This is a genomic window from Nonomuraea sp. N2-4H (assembly GCF_045291505.1).
GTDB classification, from domain to species: Bacteria; Actinomycetota; Actinomycetes; order Streptosporangiales; family Streptosporangiaceae; genus Nonomuraea; species Nonomuraea fastidiosa.
In genome coordinates this window covers 2,287,155-2,312,921 of the sequence record NZ_CP147987.1, presented here as the reverse complement: position 1 = coordinate 2,312,921, position 25,767 = coordinate 2,287,155, and the positions used below count along the sequence as shown (strand labels likewise).

The 25,767-nt window shown below is 73.9% G+C and carries 21 protein-coding genes and 1 pseudogene; 8 read left to right on the top strand and 14 right to left on the bottom strand.

The genetic code is table 11. From position 1 onward, the window contains the following. The first annotated feature begins 42 nt into the window (after positions 1-42). Positions 43-1,143 carry a glycosyltransferase gene (locus WBK31_RS10520; RefSeq protein WP_406674718.1) on the top strand — a complete coding sequence of 367 codons (1,101 nt, stop codon included), beginning with the start codon at positions 43-45 and terminating at the stop codon, positions 1,141-1,143. On the opposite strand, the gene WBK31_RS10515 is transcribed toward WBK31_RS10520, so the two are convergent. Further along, positions 1,094-1,699: a glycerol-3-phosphate acyltransferase gene (locus WBK31_RS10515; protein WP_364064813.1), complete on the bottom strand. Its 606-nt coding sequence runs from the start codon at positions 1,697-1,699 to the stop codon at positions 1,094-1,096. The genes WBK31_RS10520 and WBK31_RS10515 overlap by 50 nt on opposite strands. Before the next feature lie 40 nt (positions 1,700-1,739). On the opposite strand from WBK31_RS10515, the gene WBK31_RS10510 reads away from it, so the two are divergent. Next, positions 1,740-2,459 carry a spheroidene monooxygenase gene (locus WBK31_RS10510; protein WP_364064815.1) on the top strand — a complete coding sequence of 240 codons (720 nt, stop codon included), beginning with the start codon at positions 1,740-1,742 and terminating at the stop codon, positions 2,457-2,459. Positions 2,460-2,479: 20 nt separating this feature from the next. Here WBK31_RS10510 and WBK31_RS10505 read toward each other — a convergent pair whose 3' ends face one another. From WBK31_RS10505 to WBK31_RS10485, 5 genes and pseudogenes are all read right to left on the bottom strand, one after another. Further along, the gene (locus tag WBK31_RS10505) at positions 2,480-3,490 is read right to left on the bottom strand and encodes a phosphate acyltransferase PlsX (RefSeq protein ID WP_364064818.1); all 1,011 of its coding nucleotides are present in this window, start codon (positions 3,488-3,490) and stop codon (positions 2,480-2,482) included. A 40-nt stretch (positions 3,491-3,530) separates the two neighbouring features. Next, positions 3,531-4,433, bottom strand: coding sequence for a phytoene/squalene synthase family protein (locus tag WBK31_RS10500; protein WP_364064820.1), 903 nt, complete (start codon positions 4,431-4,433; stop codon positions 3,531-3,533). Beyond that, positions 4,430-4,654, bottom strand: a complete 225-nt coding sequence (locus WBK31_RS10495; protein ID WP_406674717.1) for an FAD-dependent oxidoreductase — start codon at positions 4,652-4,654, stop codon at positions 4,430-4,432. The genes WBK31_RS10500 and WBK31_RS10495 overlap by 4 nt, the downstream gene beginning before the upstream one ends. 128 nt (positions 4,655-4,782) lie before the next feature. Then, positions 4,783-5,883, bottom strand: a complete 1,101-nt coding sequence (locus WBK31_RS10490) for a phytoene desaturase family protein (protein ID WP_406674716.1) — start codon at positions 5,881-5,883, stop codon at positions 4,783-4,785. A 664-nt stretch (positions 5,884-6,547) separates the two neighbouring features. Beyond that, positions 6,548-7,579, bottom strand: a pseudogene (locus WBK31_RS10485) (polyprenyl synthetase family protein); the annotation flags it as partial. A gap of 282 nt (positions 7,580-7,861) precedes the next feature. Here WBK31_RS10485 and WBK31_RS10480 point away from each other — a divergent pair. Then, positions 7,862-8,203: a metalloregulator ArsR/SmtB family transcription factor gene (locus WBK31_RS10480; protein ID WP_364064827.1), complete on the top strand. Its 342-nt coding sequence runs from the start codon at positions 7,862-7,864 to the stop codon at positions 8,201-8,203. After that, positions 8,200-10,032: a SulP family inorganic anion transporter gene (locus tag WBK31_RS10475; protein WP_406674715.1), complete on the top strand. Its 1,833-nt coding sequence runs from the start codon at positions 8,200-8,202 to the stop codon at positions 10,030-10,032. Before WBK31_RS10480 ends, WBK31_RS10475 begins: the two co-directional genes overlap by 4 nt. Before the next feature lie 64 nt (positions 10,033-10,096). Here WBK31_RS10475 and WBK31_RS10470 read toward each other — a convergent pair whose 3' ends face one another. Further along, positions 10,097-11,770 (bottom strand): FAD-binding dehydrogenase, encoded by a 1,674-nt coding sequence (locus WBK31_RS10470; protein WP_406674714.1) that lies wholly within the window; start codon positions 11,768-11,770, stop codon positions 10,097-10,099. A gap of 320 nt (positions 11,771-12,090) precedes the next feature. After that, the gene (locus tag WBK31_RS10465; protein WP_406674713.1) at positions 12,091-12,645 is read right to left on the bottom strand and encodes a DUF488 family protein; all 555 of its coding nucleotides are present in this window, start codon (positions 12,643-12,645) and stop codon (positions 12,091-12,093) included. A 741-nt stretch (positions 12,646-13,386) separates the two neighbouring features. On the opposite strand from WBK31_RS10465, the gene WBK31_RS10460 reads away from it, so the two are divergent. After that, complete coding sequence (locus WBK31_RS10460) at positions 13,387-15,606, top strand: transglycosylase domain-containing protein (RefSeq protein WP_406674712.1); 2,220 nt, start codon at positions 13,387-13,389, stop codon at positions 15,604-15,606. Between the two features lie 153 nt (positions 15,607-15,759). Further along, a complete protein-coding gene (locus tag WBK31_RS10455; RefSeq protein ID WP_406674711.1) occupies positions 15,760-16,473 on the top strand; it encodes an aspartate/glutamate racemase family protein in 714 nt (237 codons plus the stop codon). 119 nt (positions 16,474-16,592) lie between these two features. Here WBK31_RS10455 and WBK31_RS10450 read toward each other — a convergent pair whose 3' ends face one another. The 6 genes from WBK31_RS10450 to paaZ all read right to left on the bottom strand — a co-directional run bounded on the left by WBK31_RS10450 (position 16,593) and on the right by paaZ (position 24,410). Beyond that, a complete protein-coding gene (locus tag WBK31_RS10450; RefSeq protein ID WP_364064843.1) occupies positions 16,593-18,056 on the bottom strand; it encodes a dihydrolipoamide acetyltransferase family protein in 1,464 nt (487 codons plus the stop codon). Continuing rightward, on the bottom strand, positions 18,053-19,102 hold the full coding sequence (locus WBK31_RS10445) for an alpha-ketoacid dehydrogenase subunit beta (protein ID WP_406675474.1): 1,050 nt from the start codon (positions 19,100-19,102) through the stop codon (positions 18,053-18,055). Before WBK31_RS10445 ends, WBK31_RS10450 begins: the two co-directional genes overlap by 4 nt. 10 nt (positions 19,103-19,112) lie before the next feature. Then, complete coding sequence (gene pdhA, locus WBK31_RS10440; RefSeq protein WP_406674710.1) at positions 19,113-20,210, bottom strand: pyruvate dehydrogenase (acetyl-transferring) E1 component subunit alpha; 1,098 nt, start codon at positions 20,208-20,210, stop codon at positions 19,113-19,115. A gap of 627 nt (positions 20,211-20,837) precedes the next feature. Next, the gene (locus WBK31_RS10435) at positions 20,838-21,374 is read right to left on the bottom strand and encodes an Lrp/AsnC family transcriptional regulator (protein WP_364064846.1); all 537 of its coding nucleotides are present in this window, start codon (positions 21,372-21,374) and stop codon (positions 20,838-20,840) included. Between the two features lie 202 nt (positions 21,375-21,576). Next, a complete protein-coding gene (locus tag WBK31_RS10430) occupies positions 21,577-22,368 on the bottom strand; it encodes an enoyl-CoA hydratase-related protein (RefSeq protein WP_364064848.1) in 792 nt (263 codons plus the stop codon). After that, entirely contained in the window at positions 22,365-24,410 is a 2,046-nt protein-coding gene (paaZ, locus tag WBK31_RS10425) for a phenylacetic acid degradation bifunctional protein PaaZ (protein ID WP_406674709.1), read from the bottom strand. Before paaZ ends, WBK31_RS10430 begins: the two co-directional genes overlap by 4 nt. 104 nt (positions 24,411-24,514) lie before the next feature. Between paaZ and paaA the strand changes: the two genes are divergently transcribed. Together paaA and paaB are read left to right on the top strand one after the other, a co-directional pair. After that, positions 24,515-25,477 (top strand): 1,2-phenylacetyl-CoA epoxidase subunit PaaA, encoded by a 963-nt coding sequence (paaA, locus tag WBK31_RS10420; protein WP_364064853.1) that lies wholly within the window; start codon positions 24,515-24,517, stop codon positions 25,475-25,477. After that, positions 25,474-25,767, top strand: coding sequence for a 1,2-phenylacetyl-CoA epoxidase subunit PaaB (paaB, locus tag WBK31_RS10415; protein WP_364064855.1), 294 nt, complete (start codon positions 25,474-25,476; stop codon positions 25,765-25,767). Before paaA ends, paaB begins: the two co-directional genes overlap by 4 nt.

The following is a 25,767-nucleotide window of genomic DNA, read 5'->3' as shown; positions in this document are numbered from 1 at the left end:
CTCGGTGCTCTCCTTGGGCGGCGTGCGGTGAGGGCGCTTGCCGTGGCGCAGGTCGTCGCCGGTGTCGTCGCGGCGACGCGGCTGGCGCGGGGGCGGCGGCGGTTGCCGGCGCTCGCGCCGCGCATGACCGCCCGTACGACGATCTCCGTCGTCGTCCCCGCGCGGGACGAGGCGGCGCGCATCGGGCCGTGCCTGCGGGCCGCGCTCGCCGCCCCGGCCGTCACCGAGGTGATCGTCGTGGACGACGGCTCGCGCGACGGCACGGCGAATGTGGCCGCCGCGCTGGGCGCCAAGGTGATCAGCGGCGCGCCGCTGCCGGACGGCTGGGTGGGCAAGCAGTGGGCGCTGCGCCAGGGCGTCGGCGCCGCAACCGGCGAAGTCGTGGTCACGCTGGACGCCGACGCGCGGCCCGAGCCCGGGCTGTTCGGCGCGCTGGCGGCCGCGCTCGAACGCTACGACCTGGTGAGCGCGGCTCCGAGGTTCGCCTGTGACGGCCCGCTCGAACAGGCGCTGCACGCGGCGATGCTGGCGACGCTGGTCTACCGGTTCGGCCCGGCGGGCCCGCCGGTGCCGCCGCCTCCGCACCGGGTCGTCGCCAATGGCCAGTGCATGGCGTTCCGCCGCGAGCAGCTCGCCCGCGTGGACGGCTTCGCGCTCGTACGCGACCGCATGACGGACGATGTGGCGCTGGCCCGCTGCCTGGCGGGGCGCGGCTGGTCGGTGGGGTTCCTCGACGCGGGTTCGCTGCTCGAGGTGGACATGCACGACTCGGTGGCCGAGCTGTGGCGGGAGTGGGGACGTTCGCTGCCGCTGCGCGACGTGACCGGGCCCGGGTGGCAGGCGGCCGACCTGGCCGTGATCTGGCTGACCTGCGCGCTGCCCGCGCTGCGCGTGGCCGCCGGGCGGCCCACCGGCCTGGACGCGGGTCTGCTGGCGATGCGGCTGCCGCTGGCGTACGCGCTGCGCGGCAGCTACCGCGATCCCGGCCCGGGACTGCTGCTGTCGCCGCTGCTCGACCCGGCCGCCGCGCTCCGGCTCACGATGGCGACGCTGCGCCCGGTCCGTACGTGGCGGGGCCGCACGTACCCGGCGGTCACCGCCGGCGGCCGGCGAGCGCGGCCTGGGCGAAGCGCAGCCCGATGAGGCACATGAGCGCGCCGGTCGCGGCCACCAGCTCCACGGGCGCGAACAGCAGCTGCAGCACCGGCACCCCGAACACCGCCACCCGCGCCCCCACCGCGAACGACCGCGTCACCCACGCCGTCACCGCCAGCACCACCGATCCGAGCAGGAAGGCCGCCGGGCAGATGACCGCCACCCCACCCGCGAAGGTGAGAATCGACCGCCCACCGCGGAACCCGGCGAACACCGGCCACGCGTGCCCGATCATCGCCGCGCCCGTCGCCACGTACACCGGCAGCACGCTGGTCCCGGTGACCGTGCCGAGCCCGGTGACGTGCGCGCCGCTGAGCACCAGCGCCACCAGCGCGGCCAGCGTGCCCTTCGCCGTGTCCCCCGCGAACACCGGGATCGCCGCCCTGAGGCCGAGCTGTTCCTTGACGTTCCAGTACCCGGGGTTGCGGTCGCCCGCCTCGCGCGGATCGACGCCGTGCCTGCGCGCCACCAGCACCGCGACCGGCACCGAGCCGAGCAGGTAACCGGCGATGAGCGCGACCAGCACGATCCCTGCTTCAGCCATCGCGTCGTTCCACCTCGTCAGGTACGACAGGCTGGGGGCGATGAGCCACATGGCCTTCGACCGGCCGCTGCTGCGCGGCACCCCGGGGCTGCGGTTCTGGCGGCTGCTCGGCACGGGGCGCGGGCGGGCCATGTCGCTCGGGGCCGACCTGCGGCGGTGGGCGCTGTTCGCGGTCTGGCGGTGTGAGGACGATCTCGAGGTGTTCCTGCGTACCTCGCCGATCGCCGCGCGGTGGCGGGCCGAGGCGCGCGAGCGTTGGCAGGTGCGGCTGGCTCCGCTGACCTCGCGCGGCACCTGGTCGGGACGCGACCCGTTCGCCCTCGACCGGATCGGCGGCCGGCCCGGCGAGCACGGCGAGCGGTCCGGCCAGGGCCGCGATCAGGCTGGTGAGCACGGCGACCGGCCCGACGCTCGACGCGTGCGGACCGGCGGGCCCGTCGCCGTGCTCACCCGGGCGTCGATCCGGCCTCGGCGGCTGGTCGCGTTCTACCGGTCGGTGCCCTCGGTCGAGGAGCTGCTGCGGCGGCAGGACGGCTGCCTGGCCTCGATCGGCATGGGCGAGTGGCCGGTGGCCAGGCAGGCGACGTTCTCGCTGTGGCGGGACGCGGCGGCGGTGCGCGCCTTCGCCTATCGGGGCGCCGCTCACCGGCAGGTCATCGAGCGGGTACGGGCGCACGACTGGTACGCCGAGGAGCTGTTCGCCCGGTTCGTCCCGTACGCCAGCGAAGGCACGTGGGACGGCGCCGACCCGCTCCGCTGACCCCGCCGCCGCGCCCGGCGTCATGTGACCGGCTCCGCCGTCGTGGTCTCGATGCCGGTCACCTGGCCGTGCCTGGCCAAGTCCCGGGCGACGACGCAGGCGCGGGCGATCGTGGCGGCGGGCGATGAGCCGTGCGCGATGACGACCGTGCCGCGCAGCCCCAGCAGGGCCGCGCCGCCGTGGGTCTCGGGGTCGTAGCGGCGGGCCACCTCGGCGAGCCGTTCAGGGGACGCGATCCCGGCCTCGGCGACCATGGCCAGCGTCGTGCGTACGCAGCCTTCGACGTTCTTCAGCAGCACGTTGCCGGTGAACCCGTCGGTGACGATCACGTCGACCGTGCCCGCCAGCACGTCGTGGCCTTCGATGTTGCCGTGGAAGCGCAGCGGCAGCGTGGCCAGCAGCTCCTCGGCCCGGCGGCTCAGCCGGTTGCCCTTGCCCGGCTCCGCGCCGATCGACAGCAGCCCCACCAGCGGGTCGGGACGGCCCAGCACCGCCCGCGCGTATCCCGCGCCGAGCATGGCGAACTGCGCCATCATCGCCGGGCTCGGGTCCGCGGTCGCGCCCGCGTCCACCAGCACGCTCCCGCCGCCGCGCAGCGCGGGCAGCACCACGGCCAGCGCGGGGCGCAGTACGCCGGGGGCGCGGCCGATGCCGCGTACCGCGCAGGAGACGGCCGCCCCGGTCGAGCCCGCCGACACGAACGCGCCGCCCTCTCCCCTGCCGACCAGCGCGCAGCCCACGGCGAGGCTGGACCGGGTGAGCGCGGCGGCCCCTGCCCCGCTCTCGGCCATCGGCACCGCCTCGTCGGCGTGCACGACCGCCAGCTCGCCGAGCGCATCGTGTCTGTGCAGCTCCGCCTCCACAACGGGCCGCGCGCCGACCAGCACGACGGGCACCCCGTGTCCGCGCCGGGCGAGCACGGCCCCGGCGACCGTCGCCGCCGGCCCGTGATCGCCGCCCATCGCATCCAGCACCACGGGCGGCTCTCCAGGTGACGCGGCGGGCACGCCGCCCGAGGTCACCGCGGTCACGACGGCTCTCCGGCCGGCGCGGCGAGCGCAGGGGCGGTGATCATGGCAGCTCCACGTGGACGCGGCGTTCGGCCCTGCCCGCCTGGGCCGAGTGCAGCAGGTGGCGGGCGAAGACGGCGGCCTTGCGGTGGCGCGGCACGCGTACCCGGCCGGCGAGCACCTCGTACGACCGCCGTTCGATCTCGTCGAGGATGCCGCCGTACAGCTCGAAGGCGGCGCGCACGCACGGCCGGGACGACGCCGTGAGCAGGCCGATGCCGCAGGCGGCCGCCCGGTAGTGCTCGCGGGCCCGCTCCGCTTCGTACGCGAGCAGCTCCCGCACGGCGGGCCCGGCGCGGCGGCCGCCCAGCTCGTCCGGGCGCACCCCGAACTTGTCCAGGTCGGCCATCGGCAGGTAGATCCGGCCGCGGGCGTGGTCCTCGCGGACGTCGCGCAGGAAGTTCGTGAGCTGGAACGCCAGGCCGAGCTGCTTGGCGGGCTCGCGTGCCGCCTCGGCGCGGCCCGGCTCGGGCTCCAGCACCGGCAGCATCATGGTGCCGATGGCGGCGGCCGAGCCCGCCATGTAGCCGAGCAGGTCGTCGTAGGTGGCGTACCGGGTGACCGACAGGTCGGCGCGCATGGAGGCCAGGAACGCGGCGACGTCGCCGTGGTCGATGCCGAACGAGCGCACGGTGTGCAGGAACGCGGGCAGCACCGGGTCGCCGGCGATCCGCTCCCCGGCCAGTCCGGCCTCGACCCGGGCGGCCAGCCGGTCCAGCGCGCGCTCGCGGTCGCCGGTCATCGTGAACGAGTCCACGATCTCGTCGGCGTAGCGGGCGAACCCGTACAGGGCGTGCACGTGCCGCCTTTTCCAGCGGGGCAGCAGCCGGGTGGCCAGGTAGTAGGAGCGGCCGTAGCGGGCGTGCAACCGCCGGCAGCGCTCGTAGCTGGCGGTGAGCGTCAACGGTGCTCCTTCAGGATGCGCGCGGCGGCGAGCCGGCCGGAGATGAGCACCGGCGGCACCCCGACTCCCGGTGCGGTGTACATGCCGGCGAAGTGCAGCCCCGGCACCCGGCGGGCGACCGCCGACGGACGCAGCCAGGCCGTCTGGGTGACGCGGTGGTCCAGCGCGAACGGGGTCCCCGCGCTGTGCCCCCTGGCCGCCCAGGCGGGCGGGTCGAGCACCAGCCGGGGCGCGTCCGTGAGGTCGCCGTAGCCGAGCGCGGCCAGGCGGTCGAGCAGCCGCGACTCCAGCAGCGGGCGCAGCCGCCGCCAGTCGGCGCGGCGCAGGTTGGGGGCGGGTTCGAGGACGCTCAGCGTGGCCTGGCCCGGCGGTGCCGACTCGCCGTCGGGGCGCGGGCAGGTGACGAGCAGGCTCGGGTCCGGCTGGGCCGGCCCTGCTCCAGCGCCTTGAACGTCCGCCGCCAGGCGCGCCCGAAGTGCAGCGTGTGGTGCGCCTGACCGTCCGGGACGCGGTCGAGACCCGCGTGCAGCACCAGGCAGCTCGGCGAGTGCCGGGGGCGGCGCAGCCGCCAGTCGCCGGCCAGGGCGGGCAGCATCCTGCGGGCCGCCAGCCGGTCGCAGGCCACCACCACGTGGCGGGCGGGCAGCCGTTCGCCGTCGTCGAGCAGCACGCCGGTGACGCCGTCGCCGTCGGTCAGGACCTCCAGGGCGCGGACGCCGTACCTGGTGGTCGCGCCCAGCTTCTCCAGCAGGGCGGCGAGCGCGAGCGGGATCGCGTGCATGCCGCCGTGCTCCGGGAAGTAGACGCCGCCGATCGTGTCCATGTGGGCGATGACGGCGTAGATGCCGAGGGCGCGCTGCGGCGACAGGCCCACGTACAGGGCCTGGAAGGTGTGCGCCTTGATCAGCCTCGGGTCGGTGAGGTGGCGGGCCGCCAGGCGGTCCAACCGGCGGAAACCGCCCAACGCGGCCAGGCGCAGCAGCGCGGCCGGCCTGGCGAGCGCGCGCAGCCGGGTCATGTCGGCGTCGATGAACGCCGGCCACTCCACCCGGAACATCTCATCGAGCAGCGCGCGGTAGCGCTCGTAGCGGGCGGCCTCTGCGGGGCCGCACAGCGTACGGACCTGGTCGGTCATCGCCTCGCGCTCGGGCAGCACGTCCAGTCTGGACCCGTCGTCGAACACCATCCGGTACGACGGGTCGAGGCGGCGCAGCGGCACCCAGTGGCGCAGCTCCTCACCGGCCGCTCCGAACACCTCGGCGAGCACGTCCGGCATGGTCAGCACCGACGGCCCCACATCGAACCGGTACGGTCCGACCCTCGCGGTGCCGCAGCACCCTCCGGGCTCCGCGGTGGCCTCGACCAGCGTGACCTGCCGCCCGGCCGCCGCCAGGTGCACCGCCGCCGCCAGCCCGCCGAGCCCCGCCCCGACGACCACCACCTCGCTCATCGCCCCGGCCTTTCAGCCCACGCCCCAGGGCGGCCCGTGCGGTCCGTACGGGATTCGACCACGTCCCTCTCCTCTGGGTCGCCTCCGGCGATCGGACGGGAGCCTGCTCCGGCACCGACCCGCGCTGGTGCTCCTGCAGCCAGGCCGGACCCGGTTCCGTGCCCGCCCATGAAGAAGCTGCGGTTTCCGCACGCGCCACCGCCCTAGCGTCGGCCGGACCGGCCCCGGCAGTCGGGCCGGAAGGCGCATCCGTGCCCGCCCCTGGCTCCGCCCTCCCAGCCGGGCCGGAAGGCGCATCCGCGCCCGTGTCCGAGGCGGCTCCGGCGGAGGGCTTCGTGGCGTCCCCGCCCCCGTGCCCCGGCGTGGGTGCGGCCGGTCGTCCGGTGGCGCGGCCGGGGGCGGCGGCAGGTCCGGCCTGGGGTGCCGGCGCGTCGGGCGGCTGGGTGGTCGTGGTGGCCAGGTGGGTCAGGGCGCGCCGGGCGTCGGGTGGGAGGCCGGGCGGGTGGTCGAGGGCCGCGATCGCCTCGGCGACCAGGTCGGCGATGCGGCGCTCCGCCGCGTCCAGGGCGCCGCACTCGACGATCAGCCTGCGGGCTTCGGCCACGCCTTCGGGGCCGGTGATCGCGTCGAGCGCGGGAGCGCCGCCGGTCAGCCTCCGGGCCTCGGCGAGCAGGTACGTGGCCTTGCCCTGGAGCAGGTCGGCCCCTGCGGGCTTGCCGGTCACGGCGGGGTCGCCGAACACGCCGTTGACGTCGTCCCTGAGCTGGAACGCCTCGCCCAGCGGCAGTGCGTACGCCCTGAGCAGGCGGCGCGTCGGCGCGGACCCGCCCGCGACGGCGTGCCCGAGGAGAAGCGGCCGCTCGACGGTGTACTTGCCGGACTTGTACAGCGAGATCAGCCGGGCCTGCTCCTCTTCCGCCGTCCCGCCGCCCTGCTGCCCGACGCCCTGCCCACCGGCACGGCCCTGCTCCTCTTCCGCCGTCCCATCGTCCTCCTGCCCGGCGCCCCGCTCACCGGCACGGCCCTGCCCGGCAGCCTTCCCACCGGTCTCTGCGGCGGCGTCTCCCCCTCCGTGCTCGCCCGCCTCCTCGTCGGCTCGGGTGCCGGGCGGGAGGGTGGCAGAGGGGCGGGTGGCGGGAGCGCCGGCCGTGAAGGTGCGGGTGAGGTCGAGGTATTGGCCGCCGATGGCCTCCACGCGCAGCCGGGTGAGGTGGTCGAGTGCGGCGGGCAGGTGGGTGCCGGTTTCCAGGATGGCCGCGTCGGCCCAGGTCAAGGCGAGCAGCGCGAGCAGCGTCGCCACCGACTCGCCGAAGCGTTCGGGGTCGCCGCGCAGGCCCTTCGCGTGGTGCAGGCCGGCGAGCGCGACGTGGGCGGGCGGCCGGCCGCGCCGCGCGCCCGCTTCGTCCATGATGTCGTCGAGCAGCAGCGCCGCCGCGTGCACGAGCTCCACCGCGCACGCCGCAGGCAGGACCTCCTCCGGCCGCTCGCCGCCCCCGGCGCGGTAGCCCCAGTAGACGAACTCCGGCCGCAGCCGCTTGCCGCCGCCGAGCACGAAGGCTACGAGGTGCTCGCGCACCAGCCCGGCGTCCTCGTCGTCCAGGAACGCGAGCCGGCCGAGCTGCCGTTCGAGCAGGCGCTCCAAGTGCCGGTCGACCAGCTCCCGTACGTGGCCGGTCCGCGCCGTCACCGTGTCCATGCACACAGCTCCTTGTCGCCGTTCGTATGTCTGTCAGAGGAGCTGACCCCGATTACGCAGGGTTATGACCCGTAGCAACACGGTAACCATCGGACGCCGCATCCCAACCGGGACACGCCAGGAAAGCCGTCCAAGCACCCCCATCGACCGGCCCGGCGCGGAGCCGTCTGACGGGGCGTCGCAGTAGCGAAATTGCGATTTTTCGCAATTCATTGGAAACTAACCTGAGTCATCCCATGACCCGAGCACCTGAGAAGGCACGAAGGAAGGACGCACGCAGAGATGTCGGTGCCCTTGTACGAGGCGAAAGCCGAGCTGTTCCGCCTGCTGGGGCATCCCGTGCGCATCCGGGTGCTCGAACTGCTGCAGGACGGCCCCAAGCCGGTGCGCGACCTGCTGGCCGAGATCGAGGTGGAGCCGACCGGGCTGTCGCAGCACCTGGCCGTGCTACGCCGCTCCGAGCTGGTCACCGCACGGCGTGACGGCTCCACCGTGGTGTACGCGATGTCCGGCGGCGACGTGGCCGAGCTGCTGCGCGCGGCCCGTCACCTGCTCCAGGCCAAGCTCTCCGGCCGTCACGAGCTGCTGAACGAGCTGCTCGAAGCGGAGGCCGGCGAGCGGTGAACGACGTTCTCCTGGCGGGCTGGGCCCGCCTGCGCTCGGTCCTGCCTGCCCGCGCCGACCTGGCCGCCTTCGGCCGCCACCCGCGCCGCGACCTGCTGGCCGGCCTGACGGTGGCGATCGTGGCGCTGCCGCTCGCGCTCGGCTTCGGCATCTCCAGCGGCCTCGGCGCCGAGGCGGGCCTGGCCACCGCCGTGGTGGCGGGTGCGCTGGCGGCCGTGTTCGGCGGCTCCGCCCTGCAGGTGTCGGGGCCGACCGGCGCGATGACGGTGGTGCTGGTGCCGATCACGCACACGTACGGCCCCACCGGCGTGCTGACGGTCGGCGTGATGGCCGGTCTCATCCTGCTCGGCCTGTCGCTGGCACGGGCGGGACGGTTCATGACCCTGGTGCCCGCCCCGGTGGTGGAGGGCTTCACGCTGGGCATCGCCTGCGTGATCGGCCTGCAGCAGGTGCCCGCCGCGCTCGGCGTGCCGACGCCGGAGGGCGACAAGGTCCCGGCCGTGGCCTGGCAGGCGGTGCTCGACTTCGTCGCCCGTCCCAACTGGGCCGCGCTCGCGGTGGCCGGCGCGGTCGCCGCGGTGATGCTGGTGGGCGCGCGGTGGCGGCCGACCGTGCCGTTCTCGCTGCTGGCGGTGGCCGCCGCGACGATCGTCGCCGAGCTGGTGAGCCTGCCGGTGGACCGCATCGGCAACCTGCCCGCAGGGCTGCCCGCGCCGTCGCTCGCGTTCCTGGACGTCTCCGCGCTCGGCTCGCTCATCGCCCCGGCGATCGCGGTCGCCGCGCTGGCCGCGCTGGAGTCGCTGCTGTCGGCCGCCGTCGCGGACGGCATGAGCGTCAACCACAAGCACGACCCCGACAAGGAGCTGTTCGGTCAGGGTCTGGCCAACCTCTTCGCGCCGCTGTTCGGCGGCGTGCCGGCCACGGGCGCGATCGCGCGTACGGCGGTCAACGTGCGGGCGGGTGCCACGTCCCGGCTTGCTTCCCTCGCGCACGCCGCGATCCTTGGCGTGATCGTGTTCACCGCCGCCGATCTGGTGGGCAGGATTCCGCTGGCGGCGCTGGCGGGCGTGCTGCTCGCCACGGCGGTGCGCATGGTCGAGGTCGGCTCGGTACGCGCGATGCTCCGCTCCACCCGTTCCGACGCCCTCGTGCTGGCGCTGACCGCGATCGCCACGCTCGCGCTCGACCTGGTGGCGGCCGTCATCATCGGCCTGATCGTGGCGGGTGCGCTCGCGCTGCGGGCCATCGCGCGCAACGTCCGCCTCGACCACGTGCCGCTCCACCCCGACCTGCCCGGCGACCACGACGAGGAGGAGCGGGCGCTGCTCGCCGAGCACATCGTGGCCTACCGGCTGGACGGCCCGCTGTTCTTCGCCGCCGCGCACCGCTTCCTGCTGGAGCTGTCGGAGGTGTCCGACGTCTCCGTGGTCATCCTGCGCATGTCGCGGGTCACCACGATCGACGCCAGCGGCGCGCTGGTGCTCGGCGATGCGATCACCCGGCTGGAACGGCGCGGCGTCACGGTGCTCGTCTCCGGCATCCGCGACGGCCACCACAAGCCGCTGCGGGCGCTCGGGGTGATCGCCCGGCTGGACGAGGCCGGGCGGGTGTTCGCCTCCACGCCCGAGGCCATCGCCGCGGCCCGCCGCCTGCTGAGCGAGGCCGGCATCCTCCCCGCGGGGCGGTCTGCGACGACCGAACCGGTGTCTGCGGGTCGCCCGAACGAGCCCGCCGCACCCGTGGGCGCGGCGCGGTCGAACGAGCCCGCCGGCGCGGGCTCGCCGGGCGAGCCCGCGGAGCCCACCGGCCCGGCGCCGAACGCCGGCTAGCGCCTCACACCGCCGCCGGCGCCTCGCGCTGCCCGGCCGGCGCCCACGCCACCGGGCCGGAGCGTCACGCGACCGCGTCGGCGGCGGCTCGGCCCGCCTGGCGGCCGGAGAACAGGCAGCCGCCGAGGAAGGTGCCCTCCAGGGCGCTGTAGCCGTGGACGCCGCCGCCGCCGAACCCGGCCGCCTCCCCTACCGCGTACAGGCCGGGGACGGGCGAGCCGTCGGCGCCGAGCGCGCGCGAGTCGAGGTCGGTCTGGATGCCGCCGAGGGTCTTGCGGGTCAGGATGTGCAGCTTGACGCCGATGAGCGGGCCGGCCTGCGGGTCGAGGATGCGGTGGGGCACGGCGGTGCGGGTGAGCCGGTCGCCGAGGAAGCGCCGGGAGTTGTGGATGCCCTGCACCTGCGCGTCCTTGCTGTAGGGGTTGGCGATCTGCAGGTCGCGGGCCTCGATCTGGCGGCGCAGCTCGGCGGCGTCGAGCAGCGGCTTGTCGGTGAGCTCGTTCATCTTGGCGACGAGATCTTCCAGCGTGCGGGCCACGACGAAGTCGGCGCCGTGCCGCTTGAACGCCTCGACCGGCGCGGGCGCGCCCTTGCCGAAGAGGCGGCCGCGCAGCACGGCCGTGCGGTCGCCGCTGGTGATGTCGGGGTTCTGCTCGGAGCCGGAGAGCGCGAACTCCTTCTCGATGATCCGCTGGTTGAGTATGAACCAGGAGTGGTCGTACTCGGCGATGTCGGGCGTGGTGCGCAGGTACTTCAGCGTGGCGAGGGTGTCGTAGCCGGGCAGGCAGGGGTCGGGCAGGCGGCGGCCGAGCGCGTCGAACCACAGCGACGACGGCCCGGGCAGGATGCGGATGCCGTGGCCCGGCCAGATGGGGTTCCAGTTCTGGACGCCTTCGGTGTAGTGCCACATGCGGTCGCGGTTGACCATGCGGGCGCCGGCGGCGGCGCTGATGCCGAGCATGCGCCCGTCCACGTACGCCGGCACGCCGATGATCATGCTCTGCGGCGGGGTGCCGAGCCGCTGCGGCCAGGACTGCCGGACGAGGTCGAGGTTGCCGCCGATGCCGCCGCTCGCGACGATGACGGCCTGCGCGGTCAGCTCGAAGGAGCCGGTCACGTCGCGGTTGGAGGCGACGCCGCGCGGCGAGTCGTCGTCGGCGAGCAGGCTGCCGCGCACGCCGGTGACGGCGCCGTTCTGGACGATCAGCTCGTCCACCCGGTGGCGGTGGTGGAAGCTGAGCAGCCCGGCGTCGGCGGCCCGCCGGGCGGCGCGCACGAACGGCGCCACCACGCCGGTGCCGGTGCCCCAGGCGACGTGGAAGCGGGGCACGGAGTTGCCGTGGCCGTCGGCGCGCAGGCCGCCGCGTTCCGCCCAGCCGACGATGGGGGTCAGCTTGATGCCCTGGGCGTCGATCCAGGAGCGCTTCTCGCTCGCGGCCCACTCGACGTACGCGCGGGCCCACCGCTCGGCCCACAGGTCCTCGTCGTCGAGGCGGTCGAAGCGGGCGCTGCCCTGCCAGTCGTTCCAGGCCAGCTCGAAGGAGTCCTTCACGCGCAGGCGCCGCTGCTCGGGCGAGTCGACGATGAACAGCCCGCCGAACGACCAGTACGCCTGCCCGCCCAGGTTGGCCGCGCTCTCCTGGTCGACCAGCGCCACCTTGCGTCCCCTGCTGGTCAGCTCCTGGGCCGCGACGAGCCCGGACAGGCCCGCGCCCACGATGATGACGTCCGCGTCCATGGCGGCACTCCTTTCTCCAGCACTCCGGCGGCGTGCTGCTGCTGTGGCGGGAACATCATGGCGTATCGGGGCGGCGCTCCCTGACGCGTCCGACGATGGCCTGCCCCAGTTCGGCGGTGGTGTCCCGGCCGCCGGGGCCGGGGGTGAGCGGGGCGTCACCGGGGCCTGCCGCGCGGACCTCCTCGATGGCGCGCCCCGAGCCGAACGTGGTGAAGATCTTCTTCTCCCGGCCGATCCCGCAGGACCCTGGCCGATCCCGCAGGACCCTGGCCGATCCCGCAGGGCGGCCTGTGCGACCGCGACATCCACATGGGCCGGCATCACGTGCCGCCGGCCGCGCTGGTGCCGCCCTCGGGCGGAGGATAGACGAGATGCCCGCCGGCGACCCGCGCGTGCTCGTTGAGCTCCGCGGGTCTCGCCGAGGTCGCCGACATGATGTGCACGACTTCGATCCCGGCGACGAGCAGCGCGTCGGTGATCAGCCGGCGGTGGCAGCGCCACGGCACGGCCTCGCTGCACATGATCGCCGGGCGCTGCTGCCCGGCGAGCTTGAGCAGCTCGTCCAGGCCGCGCCGGAACTCCTCGGTGGCCATGTGGTCGGCGTAGTCGCGGAACGCCTTGACCTCCCACGCGCCGTTGGGGCTCGGCACGCCCTCCGGGGTATGCCGCCGTCCGCCCAGCTCGCGGATCCAGCGGTAGCCGATGCCGGGAGGCAGCGCGTCGACGATGGCCGACTGGTTCCACTGCGGGAACTTGCGCGACGACGGGAACGACCTGACGTCCACCAGGCACGTGACGTCGTGGGCGCGCAGCATCTCCAGCACCTCATCGAACGCGCGGTTGGAGTGGCCGATCGTGCAGACGCGGTTCGTCATCGTGATGCCTCCGCCCCCGAGGAGCACACCGCAGGGATCTCCACGCTATCGCGCGGCATCGCCCGTCACGTCGTTCCGCAGCCGCCTTTCGAGAGATGGCGCGGGCCCTTGCGGAAGTGTTCCGCAGCCGCCATTCGGCGGATGGCGCGGCTTTTGCGGAGATCGTGAGAAATACGTGAAATGCCGCCTTTTGCCTGCGGAGCGTGCCGCCGGATGAGTGAATAGGGACCTGTGAGTCACAGCAGCCACGATCCGGAGCCGTCCGGGCGGCAGGACGCCGCCGGTGGGCGGCCCCGCCCTGCGGCGCGTGCGGCGCTCGGCGACCTATTACGCGCGGGTGGCTGGCCGGGCAAGAGGGCGGCAGCCAGCGGCCGGCGCCGCCCGTCCCGTGAGCGGGCGAGCTTCGAGCAGCGTGGATCCGCCCGTTCGGCGGCTCTTGAAGAGGCGCATCCCGCCCCGCGCTCGCGCCCCGTCCGCAGGGGAAGCGGCGCGGACTCCGACGGCATACGCGGCCCTTCGCGCGGCGCCGGCCGCAGGCGCGAGCCGTCCGTCGCTCTCGCACACGACGACGGCGGGCACGACGACCGCGGGCGCGGTGGCGGCGGGCGCGGTGGCGGTGGGCGCGGTCGTGGCGGTGGGCACAGTCGTGGCGGCGGGCACAGTCGTGGCGGCGGGCACGGTCGTGGCGGTGGTGGCGAGGGCGAAGGCGGCAAGGTCCGCAGGACCGGGTGGCGGCGGTTCGTGCCGAGCTGGAAGGCCGTGGTGCTCGGCATCATGGTCCTGGTGACCGGCCTGTTCGGCATGGTCATGGTGGCGTACGCGAACACCCCGCTGCCGCGGGAGACCCAGAAGCACGCCACCGAGCAGGGCAGCATCCTCTACTACCGGGACGGCAAGACCGAGCTGGCCAGGCTCGGCACCAGGCGCGAGATCGTCCCCATCTCGCGGATCCCCCGGCACGTCCAGGACGCCTTCATCGCCGCGGAGAACCGTACCTTCCGCACCGACCCCGGCATCTCGATCTCCGGCATCCTGCGCGCGGCGTACAGCACGCTGACCGGGCAGCAGGTGCAGGGCGGATCGACGATCACCCAGGAGATGGCGCGCGGCTACTACGACGGCCTCAGCCAGGAGCGGACCGTGCAGCGCAAGGTCAAGGAGATCTTCGTCTCGATCCGCGCCAGCCAGGAGATGTCGAAGGACGAGATCCTGGCCAACTATCTCAACACCATCTACCTCGGGCGCGGCGCGAACGGCATCCAGGCGGCCGCCCAGGCGTTCTTCGACAAGAACGTCGAGGACCTCACTGTCGCCGAGGCCGCCTACCTGGCCGGGCGCACGCAGCGGCCGGTCGACTTCGACAACGCGGAGCAGGAGAAGAACTTCGCGCCGACGCGGGAGCGGTTCACGTACACGATCAACGGCATGGCCGAGATCGCCCCGGCGCGGTACGGCGACCTGCCCAAGACGGCCGAGTTCCCCAAGCTCGCCCGCCAGGACAAGGTGGAGACCTTCAGCGGCATCAAGGGCTACATGGTCGACATCGTCCAGCGGGAGCTGGCCTCGCGCGGCATCGACGACAAGGCGCTGAGCATCGGCGGCTACCGGGTGACGACGACGTTCGACCGGCGGCTGATGCTGGCCGCGAAGAAGGCGGTGGAGAGCAACCTCACCGCCATCGGCGACAAGTACATCCGGGCCAACATGGCGGCCGTCGATCCGCGCAACGGCCGGGTGATCGCCTTCTACAGCGGCCACGACTACCTGAAGAGCTTCACCAACAACGCCTTCGACGCCCACAAGCAGGCGGCGTCGGCGTTCAAGCCGTACGTGCTGGCCGCCTGGCTGGAGCAGGGCTACAGCCTCAAGAGCCACGTCTCCGGCAAGGGCCCGGTCACGCTGCCCGGCACCAAGCCGATCCGCAACTCGCACGACATCGGCGCGTCCGTGACGATCGACAGGGCCACCGCGCAATCGGTGAACACCGCGTTCGCCACCATGGCGCAGGAGGTGGGCCTGGAGAAGGTCGCGAAGATCGCCGAAGGTGCGGGCATCAGCGGGAAGAACCTTCAGGAGGCGATCAAGACCCACTCGTACGGCATGTCCATCGGCGCGGGCCTGGTCACCCCCGTCCAGCAGGCCACCGGGTACGGCATCTTCGCCGCGAACGGCGTCCACCACGACGCGCACGTGATCATCTCGGTGAAGACGAACAAGGGCGTGACCGTGATGAAAGAGGCCAACCCTCCCAAGCCGGTCATCAGCCCGGAGACCGCGGCCGACGCCACGTACGCGATGCAGCAGGTGGTCACGTCGGGCACCGCCCGGGGCACCGCGCTGCCCGGCGGCCGGCCGATCGCCGGCAAGACCGGCACCAACAACGAGAACAAGGAGGCGTGGTTCGTCGGCTACACCCCGCAGCTCTCGTCGGCGGTCGGGATGTACAAGGAGGTGCCGCAGCGTAACCCGAAGACCGGGAAGATCCTCAGGGACCCCAACGGATACGCGCTGCAGAAGGAGGTCTCGCTCGGCGACATCCAGGGCGCGGGCACGCCCACCAAGATCTGGCGGGACTTCATGACGGTGGCGATGGCCGGCAAGCCGGTCGAGGAGTTCCCGCCGCCCTCGTTCGCCGGGCAGCAGCACGACCTGGTGAGCGCGCCGGAGCCCAAGCCGACGAAGGACCCGTCGGACGACGCCGCCGACCCGTCCGACCCGTCCGGCGAGGTGACCGACGACGGCACCGACGACCAGGTGGACGACGGGCTGGACGACACCCCGGCCGACCAGGCGTGCGCGGACGACCCGGCCTGCTCGGGACAGCCCGACGACTCGCCGATCGATCAGGGCGACCCGGTGGACCAGGGGGACCAGGGAGAGCAGGGAGAGCAGGGGGACCAGGGGGATGAGCAGCTCAACGACAGCGGCGATCCCGCGCTCTCCGAGAACACACAGGGGTAGTCCGCCTCGCGGTGGTGCGCCCGGCGCCGGGCGCACCACCGCACGATCCCCCCACCTACGCCGGGCGCACCGCCGCACGATCCCCCCACCTGCGCCGGGCGCACCGCTCCCGATTTCCTATAAGCGGAGGAACCGGGCAAGGTGGAGTCCGTGATGCGCACCATCGGTCTGATCGGCGGCATGAGCTGGGAGTCCTCCGCCGAGTACTACCGGATGCTGAACGAGGAGACCCGCCGCCGCCTCGGCGGGCACCACTGCACGAAGAGCGTCATGGTGACCGTCGACTTCGCCGAGATCGAGGCGATGCAGCGCGACGGCGCGTGGGACCGCGCGGGCGCGCTGCTCGCGCAGGCCGCCGGGAGCCTGGAGCGGGCGGGCGCGGACCTGATCGTCCTGTGCACCAACACCATGCACCAGGTCGCGGACGCCATCGAAGGCGCGGTGAACGTGCCGTTCGTGCACCTCGTGGACGCCACCGCGCGCCGGATCGCGGCGGCCGGGCTCACCACGGTCGGCCTGCTCGGCACCCGCTTCACCATGGAGATGGACTTCTACCGGGCGCGGATGCGCGGCCACGGCATCGACGTGCTGGTGCCGGACGAGCCGGACCGCACGCTCGTGCACGACGTCATCTACCAGGAGCTGACGCTGGGACGCGTGGAGCCCGCGTCGCGGGAGGCGTACCGGCGGGTCATCGCCGGTCTCGCCGGGCGCGGCGCGCAGGGTGTCATCCTCGGCTGCACCGAGATCACCCTGCTGGTGGGCCAGGACGACAGCCCCGTCCCGGTGTTCGACTCCACCCGCATCCACGTGGAGGCCGCCCTCGGCCTCGCCCTCGCACCGGACGAGGCCGCGCGCACGGCGTAGACGCGCGCAAGCCGGGGCGCCCTTCGGCGGCGCACGCAGGCCGGGGGCGCCCTTCGGCGGCGCACGCAGGCCGGGGCGGCCCTCGGCGCCGCACGCAGGCCGGGGGCGGCCCTCGGCGGTCAGAGGTCGGCGAGCAGGATCGCCGGGTTCTCCACGCAGTCGGCCACGTGCCGCAGGAAGCCGCCCGCCGCTCCCCCGTCGCAGACCCGGTGGTCGAACGTCAGCGAGAGCTGGGCGATCTTGCGGGGGACGACGGCGCCGTCGTGCACCCACGGACGCTCGATGACGCGGCCGACGCCCAGCAGCGCCGCCTCCGGGTGGTTGATGATCGGGGTGGAGCCGTCCACGCCGAAGACGCCGTAGTTGTTGAGCGTGAACGTGCCGCCGGTCAGCGACTCGGGCGGCAGCTTGCCCGCCCTGGCCAGGCCGGTGAGCCTGGTCAGCTCGGCGGCGAGCTGGGCCGTCGTCATCAGGTGCGCGTCGCGGACCACCGGCACGACCAGGCCGCGGTCGGTCTGGGCAGCGAAGCCCAGGTGGATGCGGCCGTACCTGACGATCTCCGAACGGTCGGTGTCCACCGTCGAGTTCAGCTCGGGGAAGCGGCGCAGGCCGTCCACGCAGATGCGGGCGAGCAGCGCCAGCAGGCCGATGCCGAGCTGCGGGCGGGTGCGGCGGAGCGCGTCGCGGGCGGCGACCAGGTCGGTGGCGTCCACGTCCACCCAGGTCGTGGCGTCGGGGATCTCGGCGCGGCTGCGGCTCAGCTTCTCGGCCACGGCCCTGCGCACGCCGCGCAGCGGGATCCGCTCGACCTCCGCAGGAGCCGGCCGGGCCTCCTGGGTCACCGGCCGGGCGGCCTGCTCGCTCGTGGCCGGCCTCGCCCGCTCGATGGCCCGCTCGACGTCGCGGCGCAAGATCACCTGGCGCGGGCCGGTGGGGGTGACACCGGCGAGGTCGATACCGTGCTCGCGGGCGATCCTGCGGACCAGCGGCGAGATCACGCGCGGCGCCTGCCGCCCCGCATGCTGCCGGGGCTTCTCGGGGACGGCCTGCCGGAGCGGGCGCGCCTCCGCCGGCCTGGCAGGACGCGCCTCCACCTGATCGGCAGGGTGCGCCTCCGCCGCTCGCGGCTTCGCGGCCTCCTCCGGCGTGGCCTGCCGGAGCGGGCGCGGGCCGGTCAAGGGTGACGTGCCGGCCGCAGACGGCTTGGCGGCGGTGCGGCGACGGCGGCGGGAGGACGGGCGGTGGCCGGTGCCGTAGCCGATGAGGACGTTGCCGCTGCCCGCCCGCTCCTCCTCGCGGTACTGCACGGCCGCCGGGTCCTCGGGGCTCTCGGCGGTGCCGATCTCGATGAGCGGCTCCCCCACCGACAGGACCGCGCCGGGCGCGGCGTGCAGGGCGAGCACGGTGCCCGCGTACGGCACCGGCACCTCCACCGCCGCCTTGGCCGTCTCGACCTCCACCACGATCTGGTCCACCTCGACGGTGTCGCCGACCGCCACCTTCCAGTCGAGCACCTCGGCCTCGGTCAGCCCCTCGCCCAGGTCGGGCAGCCGGAACACCTGACGCGCGCCGGTGGTCGTCATGACGCCTCCCTGCTCAGGTGCAGCAGGTCGGGCTGGTCGTCGAACTGGAGCCGGTCCACCGCGTCGAGCACCCGGTCCACATCGGGCAGGTGGGTGTGCTCCAGCTTGGGCGGCGGGTACGGGATGTCGAAGCCGGTGACGCGCAGCACGGGCGCGGCCAGGGAGTGGAAGCAGCGCTCCTGGACGCGGGCCGCGATCTCGGCGCCGACCCCGGCGAAGCCCTGCGCCTCCTGGATCACCACGCACCGCCCGGTCCTGCGTACCGACGACACCACGGTCTCGTCGTCGAACGGCACGATGGTCCGCAGGTCCACCACTTCCAGCGAGCGGCCTTCGGCGGCGGCCGTCTCCGCTGCCTGGAGCGCGACGGGCACGCCCGGCCCGTACGCGACGAGCGTGGCGTCGTGCCCCTCGCGCCGCACCACGGCCCGGCCGAAACCGGGGGCGTGCCGCTCGGCGGGCGAGAAGTCCTCCTTGGCCCAGTACAGCCGCTTGGGCTCCATGAAGATCACCGGGTCGGGGTCGGCGATGGCCTCGCGGAGCAGCCAGTACGCGTCTTCGACGGTGGCGGGCGTGACGACCTTCAGCCCGGGCGTGTGGGCGTAGTACGCCTCGCTGGAGTCGCAGTGGTGCTCGACCCCGCCGATGCCTCCGGCGAACGGGATGCGGATCACCATCGGCAGCGACACCCGGCCGCGGGTGCGGTTGCGGGTCTTGGCCACGTGGGAGGCGATCTGCTCGAACGCCGGGTAGGCGAAGGCGTCGAACTGCATCTCGACGACGGGGCGGAAGCCGCCCATCGCCATGCCGACGGCCAGGCCGACGATGCCGGACTCGGCGAGCGGGGTGTCGAAGCAGCGCTCCTCGCCGAACTCCTTGGTCAGCCCGTCGGTGATGCGGAACACGCCGCCGAGCGGGCCGACGTCCTCGCCGAAGACGAGCACCCGCTCGTCCTCGCGCATCGCGTCGCGCAGTGCGGCGTTCAGCGCCTGCGCCATCGTGGTCGGCTTCCGCGCGGAAACGGGCGCGGACGCGGATACGGACATGGCGGTCATGTCACTCCTCCGTGGCGGTCAGCTCGGCCCGCAGCAGGTCGCGCTGCTCGCGCAGCTGCGGCGTGGGCTCGGCGAAGACGTGGTCGAACAGCTCGAACGGGTCGGTCTCCGGGTCGGCGTTCATGCGTTCGCGGACGCGGGCGGCGTACTCGTCGGCGGCCCGCGCGGCGGCGGCCACGCCCTCGTCGTCCAGCAGGCCCCTGCCGCGCAGGTAGGTCTCCAGGCGGATCAGCGGGTCGGCCTGCGCCCACCGGGCGACCTCCTCGTCGTCGCGGTAGCGGGTGGGGTCGTCGGCGTTGGTGTGCGGGTCCATCCGGTACGTGTGCGCCTCGACCAGGAACGGCCCGCCGCCCCCGCGGGCCCGCTCGACGGCCGCGGTCAGCACGGACAGCACGGCCACCAGGTCGTTGCCGTCCACCTGCTCCGACGGCACGCCGTACCCGACGCCCTTGTACGCCAGCGCGGGCGCGGCGGTCTGCCTGGCCAGCGGCACCGAGATGGCGTACTTGTTGTTCTGCACGAGGAACACGACCGGGCAGCGCAGCACCCCGGCGTAGTTGAGCGCCTCGTGAAAGTCGCCCTCGCTGGTGCCGCCGTCGCCGATGAAGGCCAGCACGACGGCGTCCTCGCCCTTGCGGCGCAGCGCCTCGGCCATGCCGACCGCGTGGATCGTCTGGGTGGCGAGCGGCGTGCACTGCGGGGCGACGCGGACGGCGCCCGGGTCGTAGCCGCAGTGCCAGTCGCCGCGCAGGAGCGTGAGCACCTCGACGGGGTCGAGGCCACGGGAGACGAGGGCCACGCTGTCGCGGTAGGTGGGGAAGAGCCAGTCGGTGTCGCGCAGCGCGAGCACGCCGCCGATCTGGCAAGCCTCCTGTCCCAGGCTGGAGGGGTAGACGGCGAGCCGGCCCTGCTTGGTCAGCGCGGTCGCCTGGCGGTCGAACCGGCGGCCGACGACCATCCGGCGGTAGGCCTCCGTGAGCTGCTCACCGGCCGGCATCGGGTAGTCGGCGGGGGGATCGACGGCGGTGCCGTCCTCGGCGACGAAGCGCACCGGGACCGGCGCGGGGAGGAGACCGTCGACCACCTGAGGATGGGACATGGCGACGCTCGCTTTCTCTGGACGGTGGACAAGAGAAGCGTCCGCGTCGCGTGCCATTCGTTCAAGACATCGGCGGCGATAGGCGACAAATGGCCACACAGAACGCTTCAGACGGCCATTTGTCGATCCAGTGCCCGGCACTAACGGGACCCGCCGGACGTTTTGCCGCCGCCCCCGCCGAGCCTGATCATCCCGCCCGCGCCGACCCGGCGCTCGGGCCGGGTCGGCGCGCCGCTCGCGCCCGTCCGCAGCCGCGCGCCGCTCGCGCCTGTGCCGGTCGCGGCTGTTCGCAGCCGCGCGCCGTTCGCGGTCGTCCGCCGCCCGTGCCGGCTCAGCGATCGGGCCGCTCCCGGCCACCGCCGACCGCTCCCACGCGGCGGCGCACTCAGGCAAGGCGAGACGAGGCCAGGGGGCTGAGGCGCGCCCAGGCGCGAAGGCCCGCCTGTGCGCGAGGGCGCGGCCGAACACGAAGGCGCGCTCACGGGCGGGGCGCGAAGCACGACCAGGCGTACGCGCAAAGCCAGCCGCAAGCGAGCGCTCCAGGCGAGGACGTGATCGGACGCGGGGGCGCGGTCGAGCGCGAAAGCACGGTCGGACGCGAAAACGTGATCGGACGCGAGGACGCGGTCAGGCGCGGGGGCGGCCCCAGTGTGCGCCCTGGCCGCGGGCCTCGTCGAACACCAGCCACGTCCGCGTGGCCCGCACGCCCGGAATGTCCTGGATGCGTTCGAGCACGACGTGCCGCAGCGCCGCGTTGTCCGGCGTCCTGACCAGCGCCAGCACGTCGTAGTCGCCGCCGACCATGGCGAAGTGCTCGACGTAGGGGGTCTCGCGCAGCCGCGCCGACACCTGCCGCCAGGAGTTCTGCTCGATGGTGATCGACACGTACGCGCTGGTGCCGAGGCCCGCCTTGGCCGGCGAGATCTCGGCGGTGAAGCCGGTGATCACGCCGTCCTCCATGAGCCGGGTCAGCCGGGCGTACGCGCTGGCCCGGGAGATGTGCACGTGCTCGGCGAGGGTGCGCACCGACATGCGGCCGTCGCGCCGCAGCTCGGCGATGATGGCGCGATCGACGTCGTCGAGCGTGGCGGCGGCGCGTTCCGGCCATTCATCACCGCCTTGTACGCCCGCCGCGCCGGGTGCCGTGGGCGGGTGGCTCTCCATGCCCTCACTCCTTGCCGAAGGTCTGCGGGTGCCTGCCCGCCGGAGCGGCGGGCGGGCGGCGGTGGCCGTCGATCGGGCCGTCACGCGTGGCCGTCATCTGAGGTCGTCACGCGAGGCCGTCACGTGACGCCGTTGCGCGAAGCCATCACGGACGCCGTTGCGCGCGGCCGTCACGTGCGGCCGTCACTTGAACACGGGCCTCTCAGCGGCCCTCGAAGGCGGGCCTGCGCTTGTTCAGGAACGCTTCGACGGCGGCGGCGTGGTCGGCCGTACGCCCCAGGCGGGCCTGGGCGCGCGCCTCGGCGGCGAGCGTCGCGCCGAGGTCGCGTCCCCAGGCGTCGGCGATGAGCCGCTTGGACTCGGCGTAGGCGGCGGTGGGCCCGGCCGCGAGCCGTCCGGCCAGCTCGCGCGCCGTCGTCGCCAGCTCCTCCGGCGGCACCACGCGGCCCGCGATCCCCCACTCCACGGCCTGCCGCGGCGTGAACGTCTCGGCGAGCAGCACGAGCTCCCTGGCCCGCGACTCGCCGACCGAGCGGGTGAGCGTGGCCGACAGGCCGGAGTCGCAGGTCAGCCCGATCGAGCAGAACGCCGTGCCGAGCACCGCGTTCTCGGCGAACACCCGCAGGTCGCAGGCCAGCGCCAGGGCCAGCCCCGCGCCCACGCAGGTGCCGCCGACGGCCGCGACCACCGGCTTGGCCATGGTGGCGAGCAGCCGCACGATCGGGGCGTAGTCCTCCTCGACGGTGTCGAAGGCGTGCCCGGGGTCGTCGCGCAGCGCCGCCGCGTGCTCGGCCAGGTCCTGGCCGGCGCAGAAGGCCCCGCCCGCGCCGGACAGCAGCACCGCGCGTACGGAGGCGTCGGCGGCGATCTCTTCGAGGGCGTGGCGCAGCTCCAGTTTGGTCTTGGCGTCGAGCGCGTTGCGGCGCTCGGGCCGGTTCAGCGTGACGGCCGCCACGGCGCCGTCGCGTTCGACGAGTACGGCGGCGCCGCTCACGAGCGGTCACCGTCCCAGGTCTTGGCGACCAGGGTGAGCACGTCGTACGTGGCGACCGGCTGCCCCTCCTGGTTGGTCACCACGGCGTCCCAGCGCACCTCGCCGTAGTCGGCGCTGCGGCGCGGGGTGATCTGCTTGACGGTGAGGGTGACGGCGATGCTGTCGCCCGCCTTGACCGGGGTGAGGAAGCGCAGCGAGTCCACGCCGAAGTTGGCCAGCACCGGGCCGGGCGCCGGGTCGACGAAGAGCCCGGCGGCCAGCGAGACGACCAGGTAGCCGTGCGCGACGATGCCGCCGAACAGCGGGTTGCGCGCGGCCGCCTCGGGGTCGGTGTGCGCGTAGAAGGTGTCGCCGGTGAACTCGGCGAAGTGCTCGATGTCCGCCGGCGTGACCGTGCGCGGCTCGGAGGCGATGGTGTCGCCGATGCGCAGCTCGGCCAGCGACTTGCGGAAGGGGTGCACGTCGCTCTCGCGGCGGGCGGCGCCGGTCGTCCAGCGTCCGGTGACGGCGGTGAGCAGGTCGGGCGAGGCCTGGACGGCGGTGCGCTGCATGTGGTGCAGCACGCCGCGGATGCCGCCCAGCTCCTCACCGCCGCCGGCCCTGCCGGGGCCGCCGTGCACGAGGGTGGGCAGCGGCGAGCCGTGCCCGGTGGACTCCTTGGCGTCGTCGCGGTCGAGCACCAGGACGCGGCCGTGCCAGGGCGCGAGCCCGAGCACCACGGACCTCGCGACCTCGGGGTCGTGGGTGGCGACGGAGGCGACGAGGCTGCCGCGCCCCTTGGCGGCCAGGGCGACGGCCTCGTCCAGCCCGTCGTAGGTGAGCACGGTGCTGACCGGGCCGAACGGCTCGACGTCGTGCGGCTCGGTGGCGCCCGGCCTGGCCCGCAGCACGAGCGGGGTCATGAACGCGCCGCGCGTGGCGTCGCCGTCCAGCAGCGGCCCGCCCGCGGGGTCGCCGAACACCACGTCGGCGCTCGCCCGCAGGGCCTCGACGGCCTTGCGCACCTCCTCGCGCTGGGCGAGACCGGCCAGCGCGCCCATGCGCACGTCGGGGTTGCGCGGGTCGCCGACGGTCACCTTGGCCAGGCGGGCGGCCAGCGCCTCCTCGACCTGCGCGGCCATGGACGAGGGCACCAGCACGCGGCGGATGGCGGTGCACTTCTGCCCGGCCTTGACCGTCATCTCGGTGACGACGCCCTTGATGAACAGGTCGAACTCGGGGTCGTCGGCGCGTACGTCGGGGCCGAGGATCGAGCAGTTGAGCGAGTCGGCCTCGACGCCGAGCACGACGCCGCCGTCCAGCACGTTGGGGTGGCGGCGCAGGATGCCCGCGGTGTGGGCGGAGCCGGTGAAGGCCACGGAGTCCTGCACGGTCAGCTCGTCGAGCAGCCCGCCCGCGCTGCCGGCGAGGAGCTGGAGCGAGCCTTCGGGCAGGATGCCGGAGTCGATGATGAGGCGGACGGCCCGTTCGGCGAGGTAGGCGGTCTGGCTCGCGGGCTTGACGATCGTGGGCAGGCCGGCGAGGAAGGCCGGGGCGAGCTTCTCCAGCATGCCCCAGACGGGGAAGTTGAAGGCGTTGATCTGCACGGCCACGCCCGGCCTGGAGGTGTAGATGTGCTGGCCGGCGAACGTGCCGCCCTTGCCGAGGCGTTCCAGGCCGCCGTCCAGGTAGACGGTGTCGTTCGGCAGCTCGCGCACGCCCTTGCTCGAGTAGCTGAACAGGGTGCCGATGCCGCCGTCCACGTCGATGGCGGTGTCGCGGGAGGTGGCGCCGGTGCGCACGGACAGGGCGTACAGCTCCTCCTTCCGCTCCAGCAGGTGCTTGGCGAGCTCCTTGAGCAGGGCGGCCCGCTCGTGGAAGGTGAGCGAGCGCACGGCGGGACCGCCGGTCTCCTTGGCGTATCTGACCATCGCGGCGACGTCGAGGCCGCGGCTGGAGATGCGCGCGACCTCCTCGCCCGTGGCCGCGTCGAGCAGCGGCTCTCCCTCGTCGGCCGCGCAGAACCACCGTCCGGCGGCATAGCTCTCCAGCAGCGTGCTCACACTGTCTCCTCTCGCCTGGCGCGACCTTGCGCGGGCGCCCCTCTATGTGCGACCTTATTACTGACCGAGCGATAAGTAAATGAGCCCGAGGTGTCGGAGGAAAGATGACGACCACTCCAGCGGAGCCGGACCTCGAGGCCCGGCTGCAGGCCGGGTTCGACGCGACCATCGCCCGTAACGACCGCATCGAGCCGCGCGACTGGATGCCCGACGCCTACCGCAAGACGCTCATCCGCCAGATCGCCCAGCACGCGCACTCCGAGATCATCGGCATGCAGCCGGAGGGCAACTGGATCAGCCGCGCCCCCTCGCTGCGCCGTAAGGCGATCCTGCTCGCCAAGGTGCAGGACGAGGCGGGTCACGGGCTCTATCTGTACTCCGCGTGCGAAACCTTGGGCGTCTCCCGGGCCGAGCTGACCGAGCTGCTGCTCGCCGGCAAGCAGAAGTACTCGTCGATCTTCAACTATCCGACGCTGTCGTACGCCGATGTCGGCACCATCGGCTGGCTGGTGGACGGCGCCGCGATCTGCAACCAGGTGCCGCTGTGCCGCACCTCCTACGGCCCGTACGGCCGCGCGATGATCCGCATCTGCAAGGAGGAGTCGTTCCACCAGCGGCAGGGGTACGAGCTGCTGATGACGATGATGCGCGGCACCGACGAGCAGCGCGCCATGGTGCAGGAGTCGGTGAACCGGTTCTGGTGGCCGTCGCTGATGATGTTCGGCCCGCCGGACGACCGCTCGCCCAACAGCGCGCGTTCGATGGCCTGGGGCATCAAGCGCAACTCCAACGACGAGCTGCGCCAGAAGTTCGTGGACATGACGGTCCCGCAGGCCGAGGCGCTCGGCGTGACGCTGCCCGACCCCGAGCTGCGCTGGAACGAGGAGCGCGGGCACTACGACTTCGGCGAGCCCGACTGGGACGAGTTCGCCGCCGTGCTGCGCGGCGACGGGCCGTGCAACGCCCAGCGCATGGCCCACCGCAGGGCCGCGCACGAGGAGGGCGCCTGGGTACGCGAGGCCGCCATGGCGTTCGCCGAGCGCTCGCGAGAGGAGGCCGCGCGATGACCGCCGACCGCCGGGAATGGCCGCTGTACGAGGTGTTCGTGCGCGGCAAGCGCGGGCTCAACCACGTGCATGTCGGCTCGCTGCACGCCCCCGACGACCAGATGGCGCTGCGGCACGCCCGCGACGTCTACACGCGCCGCAACGAGGGCGTCAGCATCTGGGTCGTACGCGCCGACGCCATCACCGCGTCGAGTCCCGACGAGAAGGACCCGCTCTTCGCGCCCAGCGGTGACAAGGTCTACCGGCATCCGACGTTCTACGAGATCCCGGCTGACGTCCCGCACATCTGA

What these genes read in the sequence shown, in the direction of transcription:
- WBK31_RS10435 (WP_364064846.1), bottom strand. Translation starts at nt 21,374, where the DNA reads ATGGAGAGCCACCCGCCCACGGCACCCGGCGCGGCGGGCGTACAAGGC.
- WBK31_RS10450 (WP_364064843.1), bottom strand. Translation starts at nt 18,056, where the DNA reads ATGACGACCACCGGCGCGCGTCAGGTGTTCCGGCTGCCCGACCTGGGC.
- paaA (WP_364064853.1), top strand. Translation starts at nt 24,515, where the DNA reads ATGACGACCACTCCAGCGGAGCCGGACCTCGAGGCCCGGCTGCAGGCC.
- pdhA (WP_406674710.1), bottom strand. Translation starts at nt 20,210, where the DNA reads ATGTCCCATCCTCAGGTGGTCGACGGTCTCCTCCCCGCGCCGGTCCCG.
- paaB (WP_364064855.1), top strand. Translation starts at nt 25,474, where the DNA reads ATGACCGCCGACCGCCGGGAATGGCCGCTGTACGAGGTGTTCGTGCGC.
- WBK31_RS10465 (WP_406674713.1), bottom strand. Translation starts at nt 12,645, where the DNA reads ATGACGAACCGCGTCTGCACGATCGGCCACTCCAACCGCGCGTTCGAT.
- WBK31_RS10490 (WP_406674716.1), bottom strand. Translation starts at nt 5,883, where the DNA reads ATGAGCGAGGTGGTGGTCGTCGGGGCGGGGCTCGGCGGGCTGGCGGCG.
- WBK31_RS10515 (WP_364064813.1), bottom strand. Translation starts at nt 1,699, where the DNA reads ATGGCTGAAGCAGGGATCGTGCTGGTCGCGCTCATCGCCGGTTACCTG.
- WBK31_RS10470 (WP_406674714.1), bottom strand. Translation starts at nt 11,770, where the DNA reads ATGGACGCGGACGTCATCATCGTGGGCGCGGGCCTGTCCGGGCTCGTC.
- WBK31_RS10510 (WP_364064815.1), top strand. Translation starts at nt 1,740, where the DNA reads ATGAGCCACATGGCCTTCGACCGGCCGCTGCTGCGCGGCACCCCGGGG.
- WBK31_RS10480 (WP_364064827.1), top strand. Translation starts at nt 7,862, where the DNA reads ATGTCGGTGCCCTTGTACGAGGCGAAAGCCGAGCTGTTCCGCCTGCTG.
- WBK31_RS10445 (WP_406675474.1), bottom strand. Translation starts at nt 19,102, where the DNA reads ATGTCCGTATCCGCGTCCGCGCCCGTTTCCGCGCGGAAGCCGACCACG.
- WBK31_RS10455 (WP_406674711.1), top strand. Translation starts at nt 15,760, where the DNA reads ATGCGCACCATCGGTCTGATCGGCGGCATGAGCTGGGAGTCCTCCGCC.